The 17,781-nt window shown below is 71.4% G+C and carries 18 protein-coding genes; 10 read left to right on the top strand and 8 right to left on the bottom strand.

Annotated features, from left to right (window positions below; translation table 11 throughout):
- Nucleotides 1-95: 95 nt before the first annotated feature.
- The 3 genes from OHB01_RS06990 (at nt 96) to OHB01_RS06980 (ending at nt 2,475) form a co-directional block, all read left to right on the top strand.
- A complete protein-coding gene (locus OHB01_RS06990; RefSeq protein WP_328855105.1) occupies nt 96-671 on the top strand; it encodes a hypothetical protein in 576 nt (191 codons plus the stop codon).
- Nucleotides 672-779: 108 nt separating this feature from the next.
- Nucleotides 780-1,562 (top strand): transposase family protein, encoded by a 783-nt coding sequence (locus tag OHB01_RS06985; protein ID WP_142652781.1) that lies wholly within the window; start codon nt 780-782, stop codon nt 1,560-1,562.
- A gap of 10 nt (nt 1,563-1,572) precedes the next feature.
- Entirely contained in the window at nt 1,573-2,475 is a 903-nt protein-coding gene (locus tag OHB01_RS06980; RefSeq protein ID WP_328855104.1) for a hypothetical protein, read from the top strand.
- 893 nt (nt 2,476-3,368) lie between these two features.
- Here OHB01_RS06980 and OHB01_RS06975 read toward each other — a convergent pair.
- The 4 genes from OHB01_RS06975 to OHB01_RS06960 form a co-directional block, all read right to left on the bottom strand.
- Nucleotides 3,369-4,214 carry an HD domain-containing protein gene (locus OHB01_RS06975; protein ID WP_147944129.1) on the bottom strand — a complete coding sequence of 282 codons (846 nt, stop codon included), beginning with the start codon at nt 4,212-4,214 and terminating at the stop codon, nt 3,369-3,371.
- Between the two features lie 309 nt (nt 4,215-4,523).
- The gene (gene lpdA / locus OHB01_RS06970; RefSeq protein WP_328855103.1) at nt 4,524-5,924 is read right to left on the bottom strand and encodes a dihydrolipoyl dehydrogenase; all 1,401 of its coding nucleotides are present in this window, start codon (nt 5,922-5,924) and stop codon (nt 4,524-4,526) included.
- A gap of 84 nt (nt 5,925-6,008) precedes the next feature.
- On the bottom strand, nt 6,009-6,356 hold the full coding sequence (locus OHB01_RS06965; RefSeq protein ID WP_328709030.1) for a hypothetical protein: 348 nt from the start codon (nt 6,354-6,356) through the stop codon (nt 6,009-6,011).
- Nucleotides 6,357-6,360: 4 nt separating this feature from the next.
- Nucleotides 6,361-7,290: a TIGR03620 family F420-dependent LLM class oxidoreductase gene (locus OHB01_RS06960; protein WP_328855102.1), complete on the bottom strand. Its 930-nt coding sequence runs from the start codon at nt 7,288-7,290 to the stop codon at nt 6,361-6,363.
- 384 nt (nt 7,291-7,674) lie between these two features.
- Here OHB01_RS06960 and OHB01_RS06955 point away from each other — a divergent pair, with 384 nt between their 5' ends.
- The 7 genes from OHB01_RS06955 to OHB01_RS06925 all read left to right on the top strand — a co-directional run bounded on the left by OHB01_RS06955 (nt 7,675) and on the right by OHB01_RS06925 (nt 13,185).
- Entirely contained in the window at nt 7,675-8,244 is a 570-nt protein-coding gene (locus tag OHB01_RS06955) for a hypothetical protein (protein ID WP_142650611.1), read from the top strand.
- A 576-nt stretch (nt 8,245-8,820) separates the two neighbouring features.
- Nucleotides 8,821-9,549, top strand: coding sequence for a GAF and ANTAR domain-containing protein (locus OHB01_RS06950; protein ID WP_187280713.1), 729 nt, complete (start codon nt 8,821-8,823; stop codon nt 9,547-9,549).
- Nucleotides 9,521-9,886 carry an STAS domain-containing protein gene (locus OHB01_RS06945; protein ID WP_142650613.1) on the top strand — a complete coding sequence of 122 codons (366 nt, stop codon included), beginning with the start codon at nt 9,521-9,523 and terminating at the stop codon, nt 9,884-9,886. The genes OHB01_RS06950 and OHB01_RS06945 overlap by 29 nt, the downstream gene beginning before the upstream one ends.
- Nucleotides 9,887-9,951: 65 nt before the next feature.
- Nucleotides 9,952-11,004: a quinone-dependent dihydroorotate dehydrogenase gene (locus OHB01_RS06940; protein ID WP_328855101.1), complete on the top strand. Its 1,053-nt coding sequence runs from the start codon at nt 9,952-9,954 to the stop codon at nt 11,002-11,004.
- A gap of 30 nt (nt 11,005-11,034) precedes the next feature.
- Nucleotides 11,035-11,232, top strand: coding sequence for a heavy-metal-associated domain-containing protein (locus tag OHB01_RS06935; protein WP_142561071.1), 198 nt, complete (start codon nt 11,035-11,037; stop codon nt 11,230-11,232).
- A gap of 155 nt (nt 11,233-11,387) precedes the next feature.
- The gene (locus OHB01_RS06930) at nt 11,388-11,858 is read left to right on the top strand and encodes a hypothetical protein (RefSeq protein ID WP_142650615.1); all 471 of its coding nucleotides are present in this window, start codon (nt 11,388-11,390) and stop codon (nt 11,856-11,858) included.
- A 244-nt stretch (nt 11,859-12,102) separates the two neighbouring features.
- Nucleotides 12,103-13,185, top strand: a complete 1,083-nt coding sequence (locus OHB01_RS06925; protein WP_142650616.1) for a DUF4037 domain-containing protein — start codon at nt 12,103-12,105, stop codon at nt 13,183-13,185.
- A gap of 100 nt (nt 13,186-13,285) precedes the next feature.
- On the opposite strand, the gene OHB01_RS06920 is transcribed toward OHB01_RS06925, so the two are convergent.
- From OHB01_RS06920 to OHB01_RS06905, 4 genes are all read right to left on the bottom strand, one after another.
- A complete protein-coding gene (locus tag OHB01_RS06920; RefSeq protein WP_142650617.1) occupies nt 13,286-14,956 on the bottom strand; it encodes a beta-N-acetylhexosaminidase in 1,671 nt (556 codons plus the stop codon).
- A 163-nt stretch (nt 14,957-15,119) separates the two neighbouring features.
- On the bottom strand, nt 15,120-16,037 hold the full coding sequence (locus tag OHB01_RS06915; protein WP_328855100.1) for an N-acetylmuramoyl-L-alanine amidase: 918 nt from the start codon (nt 16,035-16,037) through the stop codon (nt 15,120-15,122).
- A 66-nt stretch (nt 16,038-16,103) separates the two neighbouring features.
- Nucleotides 16,104-16,370 carry a hypothetical protein gene (locus tag OHB01_RS06910; protein WP_030508794.1) on the bottom strand — a complete coding sequence of 89 codons (267 nt, stop codon included), beginning with the start codon at nt 16,368-16,370 and terminating at the stop codon, nt 16,104-16,106.
- Nucleotides 16,371-16,485: 115 nt separating this feature from the next.
- Nucleotides 16,486-17,589, bottom strand: coding sequence for a LacI family DNA-binding transcriptional regulator (locus OHB01_RS06905; RefSeq protein WP_142650619.1), 1,104 nt, complete (start codon nt 17,587-17,589; stop codon nt 16,486-16,488).
- Between the last annotated feature and the right edge of the window lie 192 nt (nt 17,590-17,781).

Genomic DNA, 17,781 nt, shown 5'->3' with positions numbered 1-17,781 from the left:
CGTCACTGACAAGATTCTCGCGGATTGCGGGAGAAGAAGTGCCCAAGACCACGCGTACGCCGCGAAGGGAGAAAGCGCGAAGCGAGGGCGCGCGAGTGGACGGGCTTCGTGATCCGGATGTCGAGACCTTCGTCGGCGCGATGGGGACGCGCATCCGCGCGGACGCCGAGACGGTCGGAGTCGGCCTCCGGACCCTGGAGATCCAGGTAAGACTGCACCTGCCCCGGTTGAGCAGGCCGGCCATCGCCGGCTGGTCTCCGGACAAGGTGTACGAGGAGATACGGCTGCAGGCAGTCGTCAGGGCGGCGCAGGTGCGCCAGTCGGCGGAGGACGCCGCCCACCAGGCCCATGCCTCCGTCCTCCTCAACGTGCACAAGGCACACCGCGACCTGAGCCTGTCGTTCGGCGACGGCTACCGCACCCGCGTGCGCTTCGCCGAGGTCGGGCCGAGCGCCGGCCACCTGGTCCAGTCGAGACTGCACTACCTCCACAGCGAGAGGGCCGACACCGCCGCGCAGTTCGGGCTCTTCCTGCCGGGCGCGACGATGCCGATCACGTACGCCGCCTTCTCGCGGTGCGACCGCCAGTATGTCCTCGACGCGCTCACCGGGCACGGGCTGGACGTGAATCCGGAACGCGTAATGAACGTTTTTCATCCGCCGGGCGGCTAAGCCGGTCACAGCATGATCGCGATGCTCGGGTTTTCCTCATGATGTGGCGAAGCTCCTGGTAGACGGGTTGATCACCACAACCATCACCGTCATCGCCAGGAGCTTCGGGTGCTGTTCTATCGTGCTGCCGTCGATTTGTCGCGTTCAACGCTGAACTACGTGGCCGGACTGATCCGCAGGCGGCGCAAGGCCATCGGATCGACGTGGCGGCGGCTCAACCCCGGGCAGCAGGCGCTCCTGGTGCTGGTCTATCTGCGCAAGGGCGAGACATTCGCCGAGGTCGGAGCGGGTTTCGGAGTGTCGGCGGCCACCGCGTGGCGGTATGTGGAGGAAACCGTCGCCCTGCTGTCGGCTCGATCACCGAAACTGGCGACGGCGCTGCGGAAGGCCACGAAGGACGGCCTGCACTACCTGGTCTTGGACGGCACGCTCATCCGCACCGACCGAGTGAAGGCCGACCGGCCCTACTACTCGGGCAAGCATCGCGTGCATGGGATGAACGTGCAGGTCATCGCGGGACCGGACGGGACCATCGTGTGGACCTCCGGTGCGCTGCCAGGCAAGACCCACGACCTGACCGCCGCCCGGATCTGGGGCATCCTGCGCGCGCTCGACCAAGCCGGGATCATCACCCTGGCCGACAAGGCCTATCAGGGCGCCGGGGCCGAGGTGCTGATCACGCCGTACAAGGGCAGGAACAAGCCCGAGTCTCAAAAGCAGGCCAACCGGTCACACGCCAAGCTCCGCGGGCCTGGTGAGCGCGCGAACGCCCAGCTCAAGAGTTGGCGCATCCTGCGCAAGCTGCGATGTAGCCCGAGCAAGACCGGCCACCTGGTCAAAGCCATCGCGGTCCTTCAGAACCATCGGGTAGCACACGCCTCCCGAGGATGAAATTGGCTCAATGGTCCTGACAAGAATGCACGGGCTGGCGGGAATTCCGGCGAACCTCATGAGCCTGACCATCGCCCGCGCGGTCCGGGAGATCAGGGCGAAAAACGCCGGAGATTATGTCATCACGGCATACAATCCGATGCTCGGTTTCTGCGGCACCTCATTCGTCGCGTCGGGATTCCGGCCGGTCGCCCTGTCGCCCGTGGCGTACTGCTACGACGGCAAAGGCCTTTTCCAGACCCGCCGGATGTCCGGGGAGTCGGTGCCGCAGCTCCTGGACACCCCGGACAACGTGCTCATGGCCCTCGGGGTCACCCCGGCCGCGAAGCGGAACGTCGCCGGGATCGAGGGCCTGATCAGGGTGTCGAGCCGCACCCACTCGGGCGGCGACCATGTGCGGCCTCTCAAGGCGGACCTCGCCTCGCCGGAGTGGCGGGACCGCCTGCTCGGCTACCGCCGGATGCTGGAACCCTGCTGGTCGGAGCGCACGGTCCATCCGCGCTATCAGGAGTCGCCGGTCGCGGCGGGCGATCCCAGGGGCCAGTGCGGGGTCACCTCCGTCTGGCTCGCCCGCACGCTCCGCACCGACCTGCTGCTCGAACCCGTCTACTGCTACGGGCGGCTGCGCGTCGGCCGCGACGACGTCGAGGACGTGAGCCATCACTGCTGGGTCGAGATCGGCCCGGCCCACGATCCCCGGCGGTTCGTCATCGACCTGACCGCCGACCAGTCGGACGGCGTACGCGAGCAGGTCACCCTGGGCGAGCACCGGGCGCTGGCCGATCGGGGGCTGCGGTACGAGAGCGCGGCGCGCCTGCGCCTCGACGAGCTGCCGAGAGACCGGGTGTGGCCGCGCTTCCTCGCGCTCGCCGACCGCCTGCGCGACCTGGACGAGCTCCGGAGGCGGCCATGACCCGGCACATGACCGCGTCCATGGCCGGGCGCGCAAACGAAGCCCGGCCCTCGGTGCTGCTGCTGTCGTCCGACAGCAGGCGGCGCTACGCGGAGGACGTGCTGCGGGCGCTGGCCCTGCCCAGAGGGGCGATCATCCAGTTCCGCTACGAGACCGACTACGTGGCGGGCGCCCTGCAACAGGCGATCGCGAGCGGCTCCGCCGTCGGCCGGCGGTGCCTCGTGGCGTTCCTGGCCGACCGGGAGTCGCCCGAGACCGAGCCGTTCGTCGTGCCCGTACGCTTCGCGACGGTGGTGGCGACCGCGTGCGTGGCCGACATGGCCGTCTTCCGGCTCCGGGTGGACGACTACGCGAACCTGGAGGACTTCCCGCTCACCGAGGCGGACATCAGGGCCAGGGGCGGCTGGTTCGTGGACCGGCTCGCGGAGGCCAACGGCGGGCGCTGGTATCCCGCCACCACCCGCTTCCCCGACCTCCACCTGCACGAACGGCCCGGCGACGACCCGGAGGCGTGGCTCGGGGTGGCCCGGCGGCTGGCCCGGCATCCCACGTACAGGACCTGCTACTTCGTACGCACCGAGGAGCCGCTGCTGGGCAGGGGCAGGACGGGCGTGCTCGACGCCGAGGGGCGGCTGCACCTGAGCGACGGCGACTCCGTGCGGATGCGGGTCAGCTTCTACTCCGACGGCTACACGCCGGCCCCGAAGCGGCTGGTCTGCGCGACCGACGGCACCTTCCTGAAGATCGCGTCCGACGACTCGTACGACGTGGCGTCGCGGTACGACACGGTGGAGTTCTGGCTGCGGCCCGAGCTGCTGCGCTTCGACGCGCTCGCGCGGGTCGGGATCACACTGGCCGCCGACACCAGGGCGGGCCCGGAGCCGGGAGGCGGCTCACTGACGACGAGCGCCGGATTTCCTGTGATCGTGCGCCGCTCGCGGTCGCGTCTCCTCACGCGGGCGTCGGCCGCCGCGGCCGGGGCCGTTCTCGTCGCCCTGCCCGCCGTGCTCGGGCCGGGCGCCGACCTGTCGCTGAGGGTGCTGTGCGCGGTCTGCGGCGCGGCCCTGCTCGCCGTCGCGAACATCGTCATCTCCCACGCCAGGTGACACCCCGCCGGAGAACAGGTGCGGGCGCCGCGCGAACTCCCGGCACAGCTCGTCGAACAACGGCAGCAGTGCCGGGCAGCTCATGCGGATCTTCCGCCTGGCCGTGATCTCCGTGCGCTTGTACGCCGCCCAGGTGGGCCGCAGCGGGTGATGATCGGCCAGCAGCACGTTGACGTGGGGGAGCAGCTTGTCGAGGGCGTGGACGAACCTGCTTTCCGGGTCGTGCTGCGCCTTGTAGCCGTACAGGTCCTCCACCAGCCAGGGGAACGTCCCGCCGAAGTCACGGGCGATGATCTCCCGCGCCTCCTCCTCGCGCACGGCCTTCTTCTCGCGTTCCGCCGGGCCGGCGTAGACGGAGACGTCGCCCGCGTGGACCTCGGGCAGGTCATGGACCAGCGCATATCTGGCGACCCGGCCGGGGTCGAGGGCGGGGTCGATCAGCGGGGCGAGGCAGACCGCGGCCAGGCCCAGGGTGAAGGAGTGCTCCGCGTCGTTCTCCCGGCGGGTGACGTCCTGCGGCACCACCGAGGTCCGTTCGATCGCGCACGGCGGGAATGCCAGTTCGCGCATGAGGGTCATCAGCGTGTTCGCGCCGACCGGGGAGCCGGTGTTTTTCGCGTTGTCCCTCGCCATCGGGCCGCCCTCGCATTGTTCGCCCGCACGCGGCCACGGCGTTTCGCGTACGGCCTGATCTCCCAGCGTAGCCGACCATTAATCGGCGCCGTGGGAAGTGTTTCCCAAGGAATGGCGGCGGGAGCCGAATATGTGTTCGGTAATCGGCATTTCCGCATTTCAGGCCGCACAGTCCTGGAGCGTTGTCGAGGTGGCCGCCATGGGCCCGGGCCGGTGCGCAGGCGGCGGATCTCGTCCAGGACGCCCATCCGCCGCAGCACGTCCATGCGCACCGCCCCACGGAAGCCGACCGTGCGGCCCATGACCTGCTCACATGTTGATCATGTGTCCGGCCAGGCCGTGGATCGCCTCCTTCACCGCCTCGCCCAGGGTCGGATGGGCGTGGACGTTGCGCGCCACCTCGTGCACGGTGAGGTCCCACTGCTGGGCCAGGGTCAGCTCGGGCAGCAGCTCGGTCACCTCGGGCCCGATGAGGTGGGCGCCGAGGATCTCGCCGTACTTCGCGTCGCTGAGGACCTTGACGAACCCGCTCGGGTCGCCCAGGCCGTGCGCCTTGGCGTTGGCCGTGAACGGGAACTTGACCACCTTCACGTCGAAGCCCTGCTCGCGCGCCTGGGCCTCGGTGTAGCCGAAGCTCGCGATCTGCGGCTGGCAGTAGGTCGCCCTGGGGATCATCACGTAGTCGAGCTCCATCGTCTCGGCCCCCGCGATGGTCTCGGCGGCGATGATGCCCATCGACTCGGCGGCGTGCGCCAGCATGAGCTTCGCGGTGACGTCGCCGATGGCGAAGATGTTCGGCACGTTCGTACGGCAGCGGCCGTCCACGGCGATCGCGCCCCGCTCGGTCAGCCGTACGCCGGTGTTCTCCAGGCCGTATCCCTCGACACGCGGCTGGAAGCCGATGGCCTGCAGCACCTTGTCGGCCTCCAGCACGGACGTCTCGCCGTTCTTCGAGACCGTGACCCGCACCTTGTCGCCGCTGTCGTCGATCGACTCGACCCGGGTGGAGGTCAGCACGTCGATGCCGAGCCGCCGGTAGCGCCGCGCCAGCTCGCCCGACACCTCCTGGTCCTCCAGGGGCACCATCCGGTCGAGGAACTCGACGATCGTGACCTTCACGCCGTAGTTGTGCAGCACGTACGCGAACTCGACGCCGATCGCGCCGGCGCCCGCGATGATCACGCTCTCCGGCAGCGTCTCGCTGAGGATCTGCTCCTCGTACGTCACCACGCGCTCGGACAGGGACGTCCCCGGCAGCAGGCGGGTCGTCGCTCCGGCCGCGATGATGCAGTGGCCGAACGTCACCGTGCGCACCGAGCCGTCCGCGCCGCGCACCTCCATGGAGTTCGGCCCGGTGAAGCTGCCCCGGCCGTCATACTCCGTGATGCCGTTCTTCTTCATCAGATAGTGGACGCCCTTGACACGCCCGTCCGCGACCTGGCGGCTGCGGCGGAAGGCCGCGCCGTAGTCGAGCGTGATCGGGCCGTCCGTCTGGATGCCGAACGTCTTGGTCTCGTTCGTGAGGATGTGTGCGAGTTCGGCATTACGCAGCAACGCCTTGGAGGGGATGCATCCGACGTTGAGGCAGACACCACCCCAGTAGCGCTCCTCGACGACCGCTGTGGTGAGCCCGAGCTGGGCCGAACGGACCGCGGCGGTGTAGCCGCCGGGCCCTGCGCCGAGGACGACGACATCGTAGTGATCGGTCATGCACCGGACCCTACGCCGCCGCTCCCCTCTGCCGCGGAAGGGGGTGTCCACCAGGCGCCGGGCCACCCGCGCGGCCCGCTCGGGCTACTTCGCGTGCCCGCCGGGGTCCGGGCCGTCCGCGTCCGCGGAACGACCCGGGTGACCCGGCCCGGTGGACGGAAGGGGCGGAAGAGCGGGCAGCGGGGGCGGAGTGCGCAGCGGAGGCGGAGTGGGCAGGGGCGGGGGGAACGCGGAGGCCCGGGCGCCGGCCAGGCCGAGCACCTGGCGCATCCATGCCTCCAGGCTCGTCGGGTCCGGCGGGATCAGCGGGTCCTGCCCGTCCTGCCCGTTCTGGCCGTTCTGCCTGTCGTGACCGCCCTGCCTGTTCTGGCCGCCCTGGCCGTTCTGCTCGCCCTGCTCGCCGCGCCCCCGCCCGGGAGCCGCCGTGGTCACGCCGTCATCCCAGGAGAGCCGGGGCCAGCAGCCGCAGGTGCTCTGTCTGCGTGCCGACCGAATCGGCCAGTGGCTGTACGCACACGTGGTCGGCCCCCGCGTCGTGGTGGGCGCGCACCCGCTCGGCGATCGTCTCCGGTTCGCCCCAGACCACGATCGCGTCGATGAGCCGGTCGCTGCCCCCGCCCGCGAAGTCGTCGTCGGAGAAGCCCAGCTCGCGCAGGTTGTTGATGTAGTTGGGCAGGGAGAGATAGAAGGCGGCGTATTCGCGGGCGATCTCCCGGGCGCGCCCGGCGTCGGTCTCGACCACCACTGCCTGCTCCGGGGCGAGGACCGGGTCCGGCCCGAGGATCTCGCGGGCCTTCGCGGTGTGCTCGGGCGGCACGAAGTACGTGTGCGCCCCCTGGGCGCGCTGCGCCGCCAGTTCGAGCATCCGGCGGCGCAGCGCCGCCAGCACCCGGGGCGGCCTCTCCGCCAGCGGCAACACGCCGAACGACGCCTGGTCCATCCCGTCGAGGTAGTCCTGCATGAGCCGCAGTGGCGCGGAGTATTCGTGGCCGCGAGGGGCGACCAGCGGCTTGTGGCTCACACCGAGGCCGAGCACGAACCGGTACCCCCATGCCTCGGCCAAGGTCGCGGCGCCGTTGGCCGCGGCCACCGCGTCCCGGCCGTAGATGTTCGCGATGCCCGTCGCCACGTGCAGCCGCTCGGTGGACGACAGCAGAAGCGCCGAGTTCGTGTACGCCTCCCGCCCGTCCGGGGCCTCGCCCACCCAGAGCGCCGGATATCCGAGCCGCTCGATCTCCGCCGCGGCCGCTCTGGCCTCGTCCGCGGTCGCCGTTCTCGACAGTGAGAACAGCCACACTCCCGTACGGCCGAGGCGGCGCCTCAGCTCCGACGGTTCCACGGTGGGCGGTTGCGTACGCTCGGCCATCCGGACGCTCCTTGTCTGTCACACGAGATCGGGCGAAGGGGGGCGGTTCGCCGGAGACGCCGCCCCCGCCGGGCCGGACGGCCGCGCCGGCGGGCGTCGCAGCCTCAGCATGTCATCGCACGCGCCGGTGGCCTCGGCACCCCCCTGTGATCGGTTCACGTGTCGGGGCGCACCGCCCTGCCCGTACGGCTTACTGCGATTTCCCCCGGATCCAGATGGTCATCCCCATCGGTGGCGGAATCGCCCTGAGGGTGGTGAGAGCCCCGTGAGCGGGAACCCACGAAACGGCAAAGGCCTGTCCTGGATCTTCGCGTCCGGGCGGCGGGGCCGCCGTCGCCGCGTGTGTCCTTGGAGCCGACTCGCTCACTCTCCAGGAGGCCGAACATGAGGAAACTGCTGTATGCCGGCGCGGTCGCGATCAGCCTGCTGGCCGCCGGATGCGGCGGTGCCGGCGACGACGCCAGCCGCGTCGCCAACGACCAGCTCAACGAGTCGCAGACGCCCGAGCCCTCCGAGAACCAGCCGGAGACGACGCCGTCCGCCACCGATTACCCGGCGTCGCCGACCTCTCCCGTCCAGGCGTCCCCCACGGGGCCCGCGCGCATCGACACGGCGTCCACCTCGCTCGGCACCGTGCTGGTCGGCATCGAGGGCCGCACGGTGTACCTGTTCACGAAGGACAAGGGCGGCACCTCGGCCTGCACCCAGGCGTGCGCCGCCGCGTGGCCGCCCGTGCTCACCGTCGGCGCGCCCCAGGCCGGCACGGGTGTGCACCCGAACCTGCTCGGGACCCTCCACCGCGAGGACGGCACCACGCAGGTGACCTACAACAAGCACCCGCTCTACTACTACTCGAAGGACCAGAAGGCCGGCGACGTGCTCGGCAACGACGTGAAGGACTTCGGCGGCGAGTGGCACGCCGTCACCCCCGAGGGCAAGAAGGTCAAGGGCTAGTCCCCTGGCATGGCCATGCTGTGCGGCAGCCGGGCGAGCAGGGCCGACATCCGCTCACGCTCGTCCGGCGACGGCAGCGATCCCGGCCTCGTACGCCGCCCGGACGAGACGCCGGAGCAGGACGCCGGAACCAAGACAGGGCCCGGCCCGCGTAGGTCCCACTGGTCCGCCACCACGCCGTCTTCCCGGCGTTCTCCGATCCGCCTTCCCCTGCGGGAGGGCGGATTTCTCATGCCTCTCGCAGTCCCGGCGGTTGCCGGTCCTTCCGGCGACCTCCGGGATCACCTGGCTACCACCGCTCGGAGCCCACTAGGCTGAGGAACACTCCGCCCTGTGTCCGCGGCCGCTTCTCCGTACGAAAGTGGGCTCGCGATGGCATCGGACGCGTCGTCCGTTCTAGAGAACGTCCTCACCGGCACTCCGCCAGGCCCATCGAAGATCCCGCATGGGGGATCACATCAGATCTGGCGGAGATCAGGACTGACCGAGCCCTCTCCGGGCAGTCGTGATGGCCGAATCGGCGCCTCTTCCCCCAGGCCACGGCCGTGCGAGGTGAGGTTCACGAGAGGACACGGAATGACTCATATCGATCCTGAGGCTCTTCTCACCAGCCTGCGACGTCTGCAGAAGGACAGGGCGGCGACCGGGATCGTGCACCACCTTGAGCGCATCGTCCAAGTGGTCGACCGGCTCTTCGGATACTCCGGCGCGGGCCTGATGTTCGCCGAGGAGGACCGCACGCTTCGCTACCTCTTCGCCACCGACGAGCGCGGCCGCAGCCTGGAGCGCGCCCAGGCGGTGACGGGCCAGGGCCCGTGCGTGGCGGCGTACGCGGGCGACACCGCGGTGACGACGGCCGACGTGCGGTCGGACCGGCGCTGGCCCGCCCTGCGTGACCTGCTGCACCCCGAGGTGCGCGGGGTGGCGGGAGTGCCGATCCGGCTCGGCGGCGTGCCCGTGGGCACCCTCAACGTCTACCAGGACGCGCCGCACGAGTGGCAGGAGAGCGACACCCAGTCCCTCCACGCGTACGCGCACGTGATCGAGCAGGTCCTCGTGGCGTCGATGGAGGCGGACGAGAAGGCGGCGCTGGCCGGCCAGCTCCAGTACGCCCTGGACTACCGCGTCGTGATCGAGCGGGCCATCGGCTATCTCATGGGCAAACACGACCTGACGGCCTCGCAGGCGTTCACCGGACTGCGCAAGCAGGCCAGGGACAGCAGACGGAAGGTGTCCGAGCTCGCGGCGGAGCTGCTGGGCGAGCAGGGCCAGAGGAATGTTGCGAATCCAGACCACGCCGTCTGAGGCCGGCGTCCGCGTCGCCGTGCACGGCGACCTCGACCTGTCCGGGGTGCCGGAGCTGCGTGCCCGCCTCCGGCAGGCGCTGGCGACCTACGGGCCCGGGCACGTCGAGATCGACCTGGCCGGGGTCGGCTTCCTCGACTGCGCGGGCGCGCGGAGCCTCCTGTGGGCCGACGCGCACGTGCGGGAGCGGGGCGGCCGGGTGACCTTCGTCCGCCCGGCCCCGCCGGTGTCGCGGCTGCTGCGGCTGCTGGGCTTCGACTCCGCGCTGACCCTCCGTACGGCGTCGCACGTGCCGCTGCCCCAGCCCACGGCCGAGGCCCGTCCCCGGCCCGACTGACATGGCGTACGGCACCGGACCCTGCGGGCCGAAGTGCGAGGCGACCGGGCGATAGTCTTTCCGTGATGTATCGACTCGTGTTCACGCAGGTCCTGAGCCGCCTCGACGCGGAGGCCGTCCACCACCTCACGATCAGGCTGCTCCGCCTGCTCGGGATGTTCCCGCCCCTCGTGCGGCTGCTGCACCGTTTGCTCGCGCCGAAGGCGGAGTCGCTGCGCGTCCAGGCGTTCGGCGTCCACTTCGCCTCGCCGTTCGGGCTCGCCGCCGGGTTCGACAAGGACGCCGGGTGCGTCGAGCCGCTGTCGGCGCTCGGATTCGGGTACGTCGAGGTGGGCACGATCACCGCGCACGCCCAGCCGGGCAACCCCCGGCCGCGGCTGTTCCGCCTGATCGAGAGCCGGGCGATCATCAACCGGATGGGATTCAACAACGCCGGGGCGGCGGCCGCCGCCAAGCGGCTGCGCCGCGTGCGCCACATCCCGGCCGTGGTCGGCGTCAACATCGGCAAGACCAAGGTCGTGCCCGAGTCCGAGGCCGTGCGCGACTACGTGGACAGCGCCCGCAGGCTCGCGCCGCTCGCCGACTATCTCGTGGTCAACGTCAGCTCGCCCAACACCCCGGGCCTGCGCGACCTGCAGGCCGTCGACCGCCTGCGCCCGCTGCTGTCGGCGGTGAAGGAGGCGGCCGGGCGCACCCCGCTGCTCGTGAAGATCGCGCCCGACCTGGCGGACGAGGACGTGGACGCCGTGGCCGAGCTCGCCACCGAGCTGGAGCTGGCGGGCGTCATCGCGACCAACACCACGATCAGCCGCGAGGGCGTCGCGAGCATCGAGACCGGCGGCCTGTCCGGACGGCCGCTCAAGGCCCGCTCACTGGAAGTGCTGCGCCGCCTGCGCCAGAAGGCCGGAGACCGGCTCACGCTCGTCTCGGTCGGCGGCGTGGAGGACGTCGACGACGTCTGGGAGCGGCTGCTGGCCGGTGCCACCCTCGTGCAGGGATACACCGGCCTCATCTACGAAGGTCCCCTGTGGCCGTCGCGGATCAACCGTCAGCTCGCCCGCCGGCTGCGGCGGCACGGCTACGGCTCGGTCCGCGAGATCGTCGGCCGCACCGCATAAGTCCCCATTCCCCTGGAAACGGAGAGCGCCATGAGCGTCAAGACCTACACCGTGCAGGGCATGACCTGCGGCCACTGCGTGAGCTCGGTCAAGGAGGAGGTCGGCGAGATCCCCGGCGTCACCGGCGTCGAGGTCGACCTCGACAGCGGCCGGCTCGACGTTTCCGGCGACGTCGCCGACGACGCGGTGCGCAAGGCCGTCGAGGAAGCCGGCTACACCCTCGTCTGAGCCACGCCCGCGCTCGGACGGTCGCTCACGCGGTGCGTTCGCCGAGGTCGTCGCCCGGGGTAGGGCGAATCACGATCATGCGCTCCGAAAGTACGAGATCATGCATGAGCGGAGTCTCGCAGCCCGCCCCGACAAAGCTAAGCGAGCGACCCCTCATGAGCGCCATCTACGACCAGGCCGACGGCGAGCGGATCGCCGTGGCCGACAGCGGTGATTCCGTGAGCATCATCAACCGCTCCGGAAGGATCGTCGTCGGTAAGAAGGACGTACGCAGGCTCGCCGAGCGGATCCTCGCCGCGGCGGGCCGGGTGGCCGTCGTCCTTTTCCCGCCGGCCCTGCGCAAGGACACGCTGTCGGTCGCCGGCCCGTCCGGGCGGTGGAAGGTCCGCGTCTCGCCGAAGAACGGCGCCCGCGTCCTCGTCGAGGTCGATCCGCAGGGCATCGGGCCGGCCGAGGCCTACGAGCTCGCCGCCGCCGTCGCGGTGGCCGGGCGCCACATCGGCGACGCGGAACAGGCGGACCAGCGCCTCACCGCGAGGATCCGCGAGGTGATCGACACCTATCAGGGCCTCGACCCGGAGAAGATCGCGGCCGCCATCGTCGCCGAAGTCCTCGACGGAGCATGACCCCCCGCCCTCCGCGTCCCCCGAGCGCCTGTCCCTCCGCCCTCCGCATCCCCGCGCGCCCGACCACAACGCGCCCGCCGCGGCCCCGCATGCCCCGCCTCCGCGCCGTGCCCGCCGCGCCCCCACACGCCTGATCGTGCCGTTGCCAGCCCCGTCTTCACCGGCTCCTGCGTCCCGCGCGGACGCCCGGTGACGTGGGAAAGCCGGTTGCTCCGCCCGACGGTGCCTGTGGAGGATGCCGGTCATGCGAGACGGGAACGTGCGCGGGCTGGAGCTGTCGCGGCGGTTTTACCTGGAGGCGGTGGCACCGCTGCTGGCGCGGCACTTCGGCGGCCTCACGCACTCGGCGGCACTCCTCGGTCCGGGCTCGGAAGTGCTCGGATACGACACCGTGCGATCCACCGACCACGACTGGGGCCCACGGCTGCAGCTCTTCCTGAGCCCCGAGGACGCCGCCGCCCACGGTGAGGCCGTACACGCCATGCTCGCCGGGAGCCTGCCGCCGCGGTTCCTCGGCTATCCCACACACTTCCGCTCGGTCGGCCGGACCCGGCACATGGAGACGACGGACGGCCCGATCCGGCACGGAGTGGTGGTGGCCGACCTCGCGGCATGGCTCACCGGGCATCTCGGGTTCGACCCGATCGCGGGCGTCGGCCTGTCCGACTGGCTGGCGACGCCCACCCAGACGCTCGCGGAGATCACGGCGGGGGAGGTCTTCCACGACGGCCTGGGGCTGCTCCAACCGGTCCGGCGGCGCCTCGCCTGGTATCCCGGCGACGTCTGGCGCTACGTCCTTGCCTGCCAGTGGCGGCGGATCTGCCAGGAGGAGGCGTTCGTGGGCCGCGCCGGTGAGGCCGGTGACGAACTGGGCTCGGCCGTCACCTGCGCCCGTCTGGTGCGCGACCTCATCCGGCTCGCCCTGCTCATGCACCGCCGCTACCCGCCGTACGGCAAGTGGCTGGGCAGCGCCTTCGCCGCCCTGCCGTGCGGCCCGGATCTGGCACCCGTGCTCATGGCGGCCGTGTCGGCCACCGGCTGGCGGGAGCGTGAGCGCCACCTGGCCGGCGCCTACGAGGCTCTCGCGGCCCTGCACAACGACCTCGGCCTCACCACGCCCGTCGATCCGCGCACGCGGCGCTACCACGGCCGCCCCTACCGGGTGCTGCACGCCGAGCGCTTCACCGAGGCGCTGCTGGGGACCATCGCCGATCCCGAGGTGCGGCGGCTGCCTCTCACGGGTGCCGTGGACCAGTACATCGACAGCACCGACATGCTGGGCGACCGCTCCCGCGTACGCCGCATCGCCGGCCCGGCACGGCCCTAGAGCCCGAGCCGGGGGCTCAGTGGACCGGGCCAGGACGTGTAGAGACCAGGCCGGGACCCTCAGAGACCACGGCCGGGACCGTGAACCCCGGGCGGGGGTCTCAGAGACTGGGCCGGGTGGAGTCGGCGGACAGGCTGAGCTCGTGCAGGTGGCGCATCACGTCCTGGACGTCGACGGCGCCGGGGCGGTGACGTCGCCATCCGGTGCCGCCCCGCTGCCAGGGCCGGGGGCCGGACAGCGGGCGATACTCCACGCCGAACGCGTCGAGCCGGGCCAGATGGGCCTCCAGGCGGGGGAAGAAGTCCTCGGGCGCGGCAGGGCCGCCGGTCCACGCGACTTCGGCCGCCGCGCAGCCCCGGGGCCAGGCGCGGTAGTCGAGCGTACGGCCGTCGGGGATGCGCTCGCTCCAGAGCTGGAACTGCGCGCCGATCACCCGGGCGCGCTCCTCCTCCGGCCACTCGGACGGCGCGGGCGCGAAGGCCACTACGTCGGCCACGGTGATCGCGTCTCCCAGCCCGGCCGGCTCCTCGGGCGAGGCCGCCTCGGCGTAGTCGAAGTACATCGGGAAGACCGGCGTCGCCACCACGTCGTGACCGGCCGCCGCGGCCCGGCGGGCGACGTGCTCGCCGCGCCAGGGCATCACGACCGTGTCGGGCCGCAGCCTGCCGCTGACGAACGCCTCGTCCCACACCACCGCGCGGCTGCCCTGCTCGGCCAGCGCGTCGGCGAGCCGCCGCAGGAACCACGCGTGGAGGTCACCGGTGGTCTCCAGGCCCAGCGACGCCTGGTAGGCCGAGATCTCGGCCGACGCCGCCCAGTCGTCGAGCACGCACTCGTCGCCGCCGATGTGGAAGTAGGGCACGTCGCCCAGGGCGTCGGTGATCTCGGCGAAAACGGTGGTCAGGAAGTCGACGGTCGCCGGAAGCGGGGACAGGATCGCGGGCGAGATGCCCCACCGGTCCAGCACCTCGTAGCGCTCCTGCGGCCGGGACGCCAGCGCGGGATAGGCGGCCAGCACGGCGGAGGCGTGCCCCGGCACGTCGATCTCCGGAACGACCATCACCTCCCGCGCCCGGGCGTACGCCGCGATCTCCGCGAGGTCGGAGAGGGTGTAGTGACCGCCGTGGGGGACGCCGTCGAAGGCGGGCGCCTCCCCCTTGTGGCTCGTGATCGTCTGTGGACGGTGCGAGCCCACCTCGTGCAGCAGCGGGAACGCCCTGCTCTCCACCCGCCAGCCCTGGTCGTCGGCCAGGTGGAGATGCAGCCGGTTGAGCTTGTGCAGCGCCATCAGGTCGATCATCCGCAGCACCTCCCGCTTGGGCAGGAAGTTGCGGGCCACGTCGAGGTGCGCGCCGCGCCAGGAGAACCGCGGGGCGTCCTCCACCCGCCCGCAGGGGACCGTCCAGGACGTCCCGGGGGCGACGGCCGACCGGAACGCCTCGGCCGGCAGGAGCTGCCGCAGCGTCTGCGCGGCGTAGAAGGCACCCGCCCGATCACCCGCCGCGATGCGCACCCCGTCGCCCGCGATCGTCAGCTCGTACGCCTCGGGACCGAGCCGGGGGTCCTCCTCCACCCGCACGGCCGCCGTCGCGGCGTCGCCGGGCCGGAGGTCGAGCACCCGGAGGTCGAGCACCCGGAGGTCGAGCACGGGGAGCGCGAGCCGTACGGCGTCGGTGAGCGGGGCCGGGCCCGAGACGGAGGAGCCGGGCGCGATCTCGGCCGACCCGGGGCCCGTCTCGGCACGCCTCGGCAGGGGGAGGAGATGCTTCATTCCGCAGATGATGCCAAACCCCGCCGACAGTCCCGCCACCCGGTCCACAGCCCGCCGGAGCCCGCCTGCAAGCCCGTCCCAGAGCGCGTCCAGAACCCGCTCAGAACCCGCTCAGAACCCGCTGAGAACCCGCTCAGAACCCGCTCGGAGCCGCCGGGACGCGTCAGCGGGTCGAGGTGAGGTAGTTCTCCAGGCCCTTCGCCAGCGCCCGCGCCATCTTCGCGCGGAACGCGGGGTTCTTGAACTTGGCGGCGTCCGTGGCGTTGCGCATGTTGCCGCACTCGATGAAGATCTTCGGCACCGTCGACAGGTTGAGCCCGCCGAGGTCGCTGCGATAGTTCAGCGCCTGCTTGCCGATGTAGTTCGAGTACGGCAGGCCGGTGCCGCTGTGGAAGGCGTTCCGCACGTCCACGCCGAGCCTTGCCGAGTCCTTCACGACCGGATCGACCGGGCCGCCGATCTTCTTCGGCATGATGACGTGGAACCCGCGGAGGTTCGCCCCCGCGCCGTCGCCGTGGATGGAGATCGCCGCGTCCGCCTTGGCCTTGTTGCCGATGGCGGCCCGCTGGTTGATGCAGGGACCCCACGGGGTGCTGCTCGTACGGGTGAGCTTGACCGTGGCCCCCTGGGCCCGCAGCAGCTTGGCCAGCCTGGTGGACACGTCCAGGGTGAAGGCCGCCTCGGTGTAGCCGTCGTTCGTCGAGGTGCCGGTCGTGTCGCAGGCCTTCTTCTGGTTGGCGATGTCGACCAGCTGGTTGATCTCCCTGGTGTGGCGGAAGTTGCCGCCGTTGTGGCCCGGGTCGATCACCACGACCTTGCCGGCCAGGGGCCGTGCCTCCACCTCGGAGGCGGCCGCCGTACGCGTGGCCGGGGCGGCCGTCCCGGCGGAGGCCGTGTCCGTCGCCTGGTCCTCGGCCGAGGCCGGCCGGCCGAGCTGGGACGAGGCGGTGGAGGCTGAGGTCCCCGTGCCGGAGACCTCAGCGCCGGAGACCTCAGCGCCGGAGACCTCAGCGCCGCCGCAGGCGACGGCTCCGACCCCGCACAGGGCCAGGGCTGCGGCGGCGAGTGGTCGTCTGATCACGGTCGAATCCCCTTCCCGGAGGTGTGGTCACCCCAACCTAACCGGGACGGAGTCGTGATCAGACCGTTATGCCGGAAACCTGGCCGCCCACGCCGGCTCGGGGACCTCCTGCCGATGCAGGAGAGCGGCCAGCTCACGGGCGTCCTCGGCGTCGAGGCCCAGCACCACGCGCGGCCGTCCCCAGGGGTGGTCGATCGAGTGGGCGACATAGCTCGCCACCGACTCGGCGACGTCCTCGCTGCCGAGCCCCCGGCTCTCCCTCCAGTGCGCCCAGGCCCGCTCCAGTTCGCCGGCGGCCCGTTGGGCGCAGGAGACCAACTCAGGATCACGCATGAATCCCCCCGATTATCCGGTCGCCGGCCTGCGGGCAGCCCTTCCGCGACCCGCCGGGGGCCGGCGCCACGGCTGAAGTCAACACCGGCCGCGAGGGGACACGTCGGTGATTGACCTAGCTTTGGCCACCGCTTGGAGCGGGCCCGGTGCTGCGCCGTACGACGAGCTGCGGGCTCACCTGCCGCAGCCGGGCGGTTTTGCCGGGCTCGGTTATGCGGTCGCTCAGCAGCGCCGCGGCCGAGCGGCCCATGGCCCGCCGGGGCTGGTCGACGCTGGTCAGCGAGATGTGGGTGACCGCCGCGAGGTGGGTGTTGTCGTATCCGACGACGGACACGTCCTCGGGCACCCGTAACCCCAGCTCGCTCGCCGCGGTCAGCACGCCCATGGCCACGATGTCGTTCGCCGCGAAGATCGCCGTCGGCCGGGGGTCGCGCTTGAGCAGCGCCAGCGCCGCGCGCCGGCCGCCCTCCTCGCTGAAGTCGCCGTGCTCGACCATGATGTACGGCGCCAGCGCGTGGCGGCGCATGGCGACGAGGTAGCCCTCGCAGCGGCAGCGGGCGGCCGACGACGGGGCGCCCTCGATGTGGGCGATGCGCTGGTGGCCCAGCTCCACGAGGTGGTCCACGGCGAAGCGGGCGCCGAGCTGGTCGTCGTCGACGACGATGTCCACGCCCTCGAGTTCGACGTCGCGCTCGCCGACCACCACGGTGGGCGTGTAGGCCGACGCCTCGGCCAGCGTGTCGCTGGACGGCGCGACTCCGAGCAGGACCAGGCCGTCCACCCGCAGTTCGAGGAACGCCTCGACGGCCTCGTCCTCGAACGCCGGGTCCCAGCGGCCGCTGCCGATCAGCAGCCGCAGCCCGTCGCCGTGCAGGCTCTCCTGCAGGCCGTCGAGGAACTCCGCGTAGAAGGGGTTGTGCAGGTCGGCCACGAGCGCGCCCACCAGGTGGGTGCGCCCCTCGACCAGGCTGCGGGCGACCGCGTTCGGGCGGTAGCCGAGCTCCCGGGCGGCCTGGAGGACCGCCTCTCTGCGGTGCTCGCTCACGTGCGGGGAGCCCCGCAGCACGAGAGACACCAGCGACTTGGAGACTCCTGCCCGCTCGGCCACGTTGCGGATCGTCGGGCGGGGCCGAGGGCTGAACCCATCGGACAGTCCGCCGGTGGGGATCGTGACCCCGACGTCTTTCCGGGCAGTGGTCTGCATGGACGGTCCTGACATGGTTCTCCCCACGATGCGTGGACGTGCACCTGACACACCAAACGATCGAGTTGCCCTGAGGGTACGGGTTGATCGCGGTTAGACAGGAACCTTCCTCTAGATCGGGCGTTGGGAAGGTTAGCGTTACCACGCGTGGGCGCGCAGAGCCGGGAGGGGGCCGAAGGCGCCCCGGAATTCGGCCACGCCTCTCTC

The organism is Microbispora hainanensis (genome assembly GCF_036186745.1).
Lineage (GTDB): Bacteria > Actinomycetota > Actinomycetes > Streptosporangiales > Streptosporangiaceae > Microbispora.
Note: the sequence above shows the minus strand (reverse complement) of the source record. Positions and strands in the feature narration are given on the sequence as shown.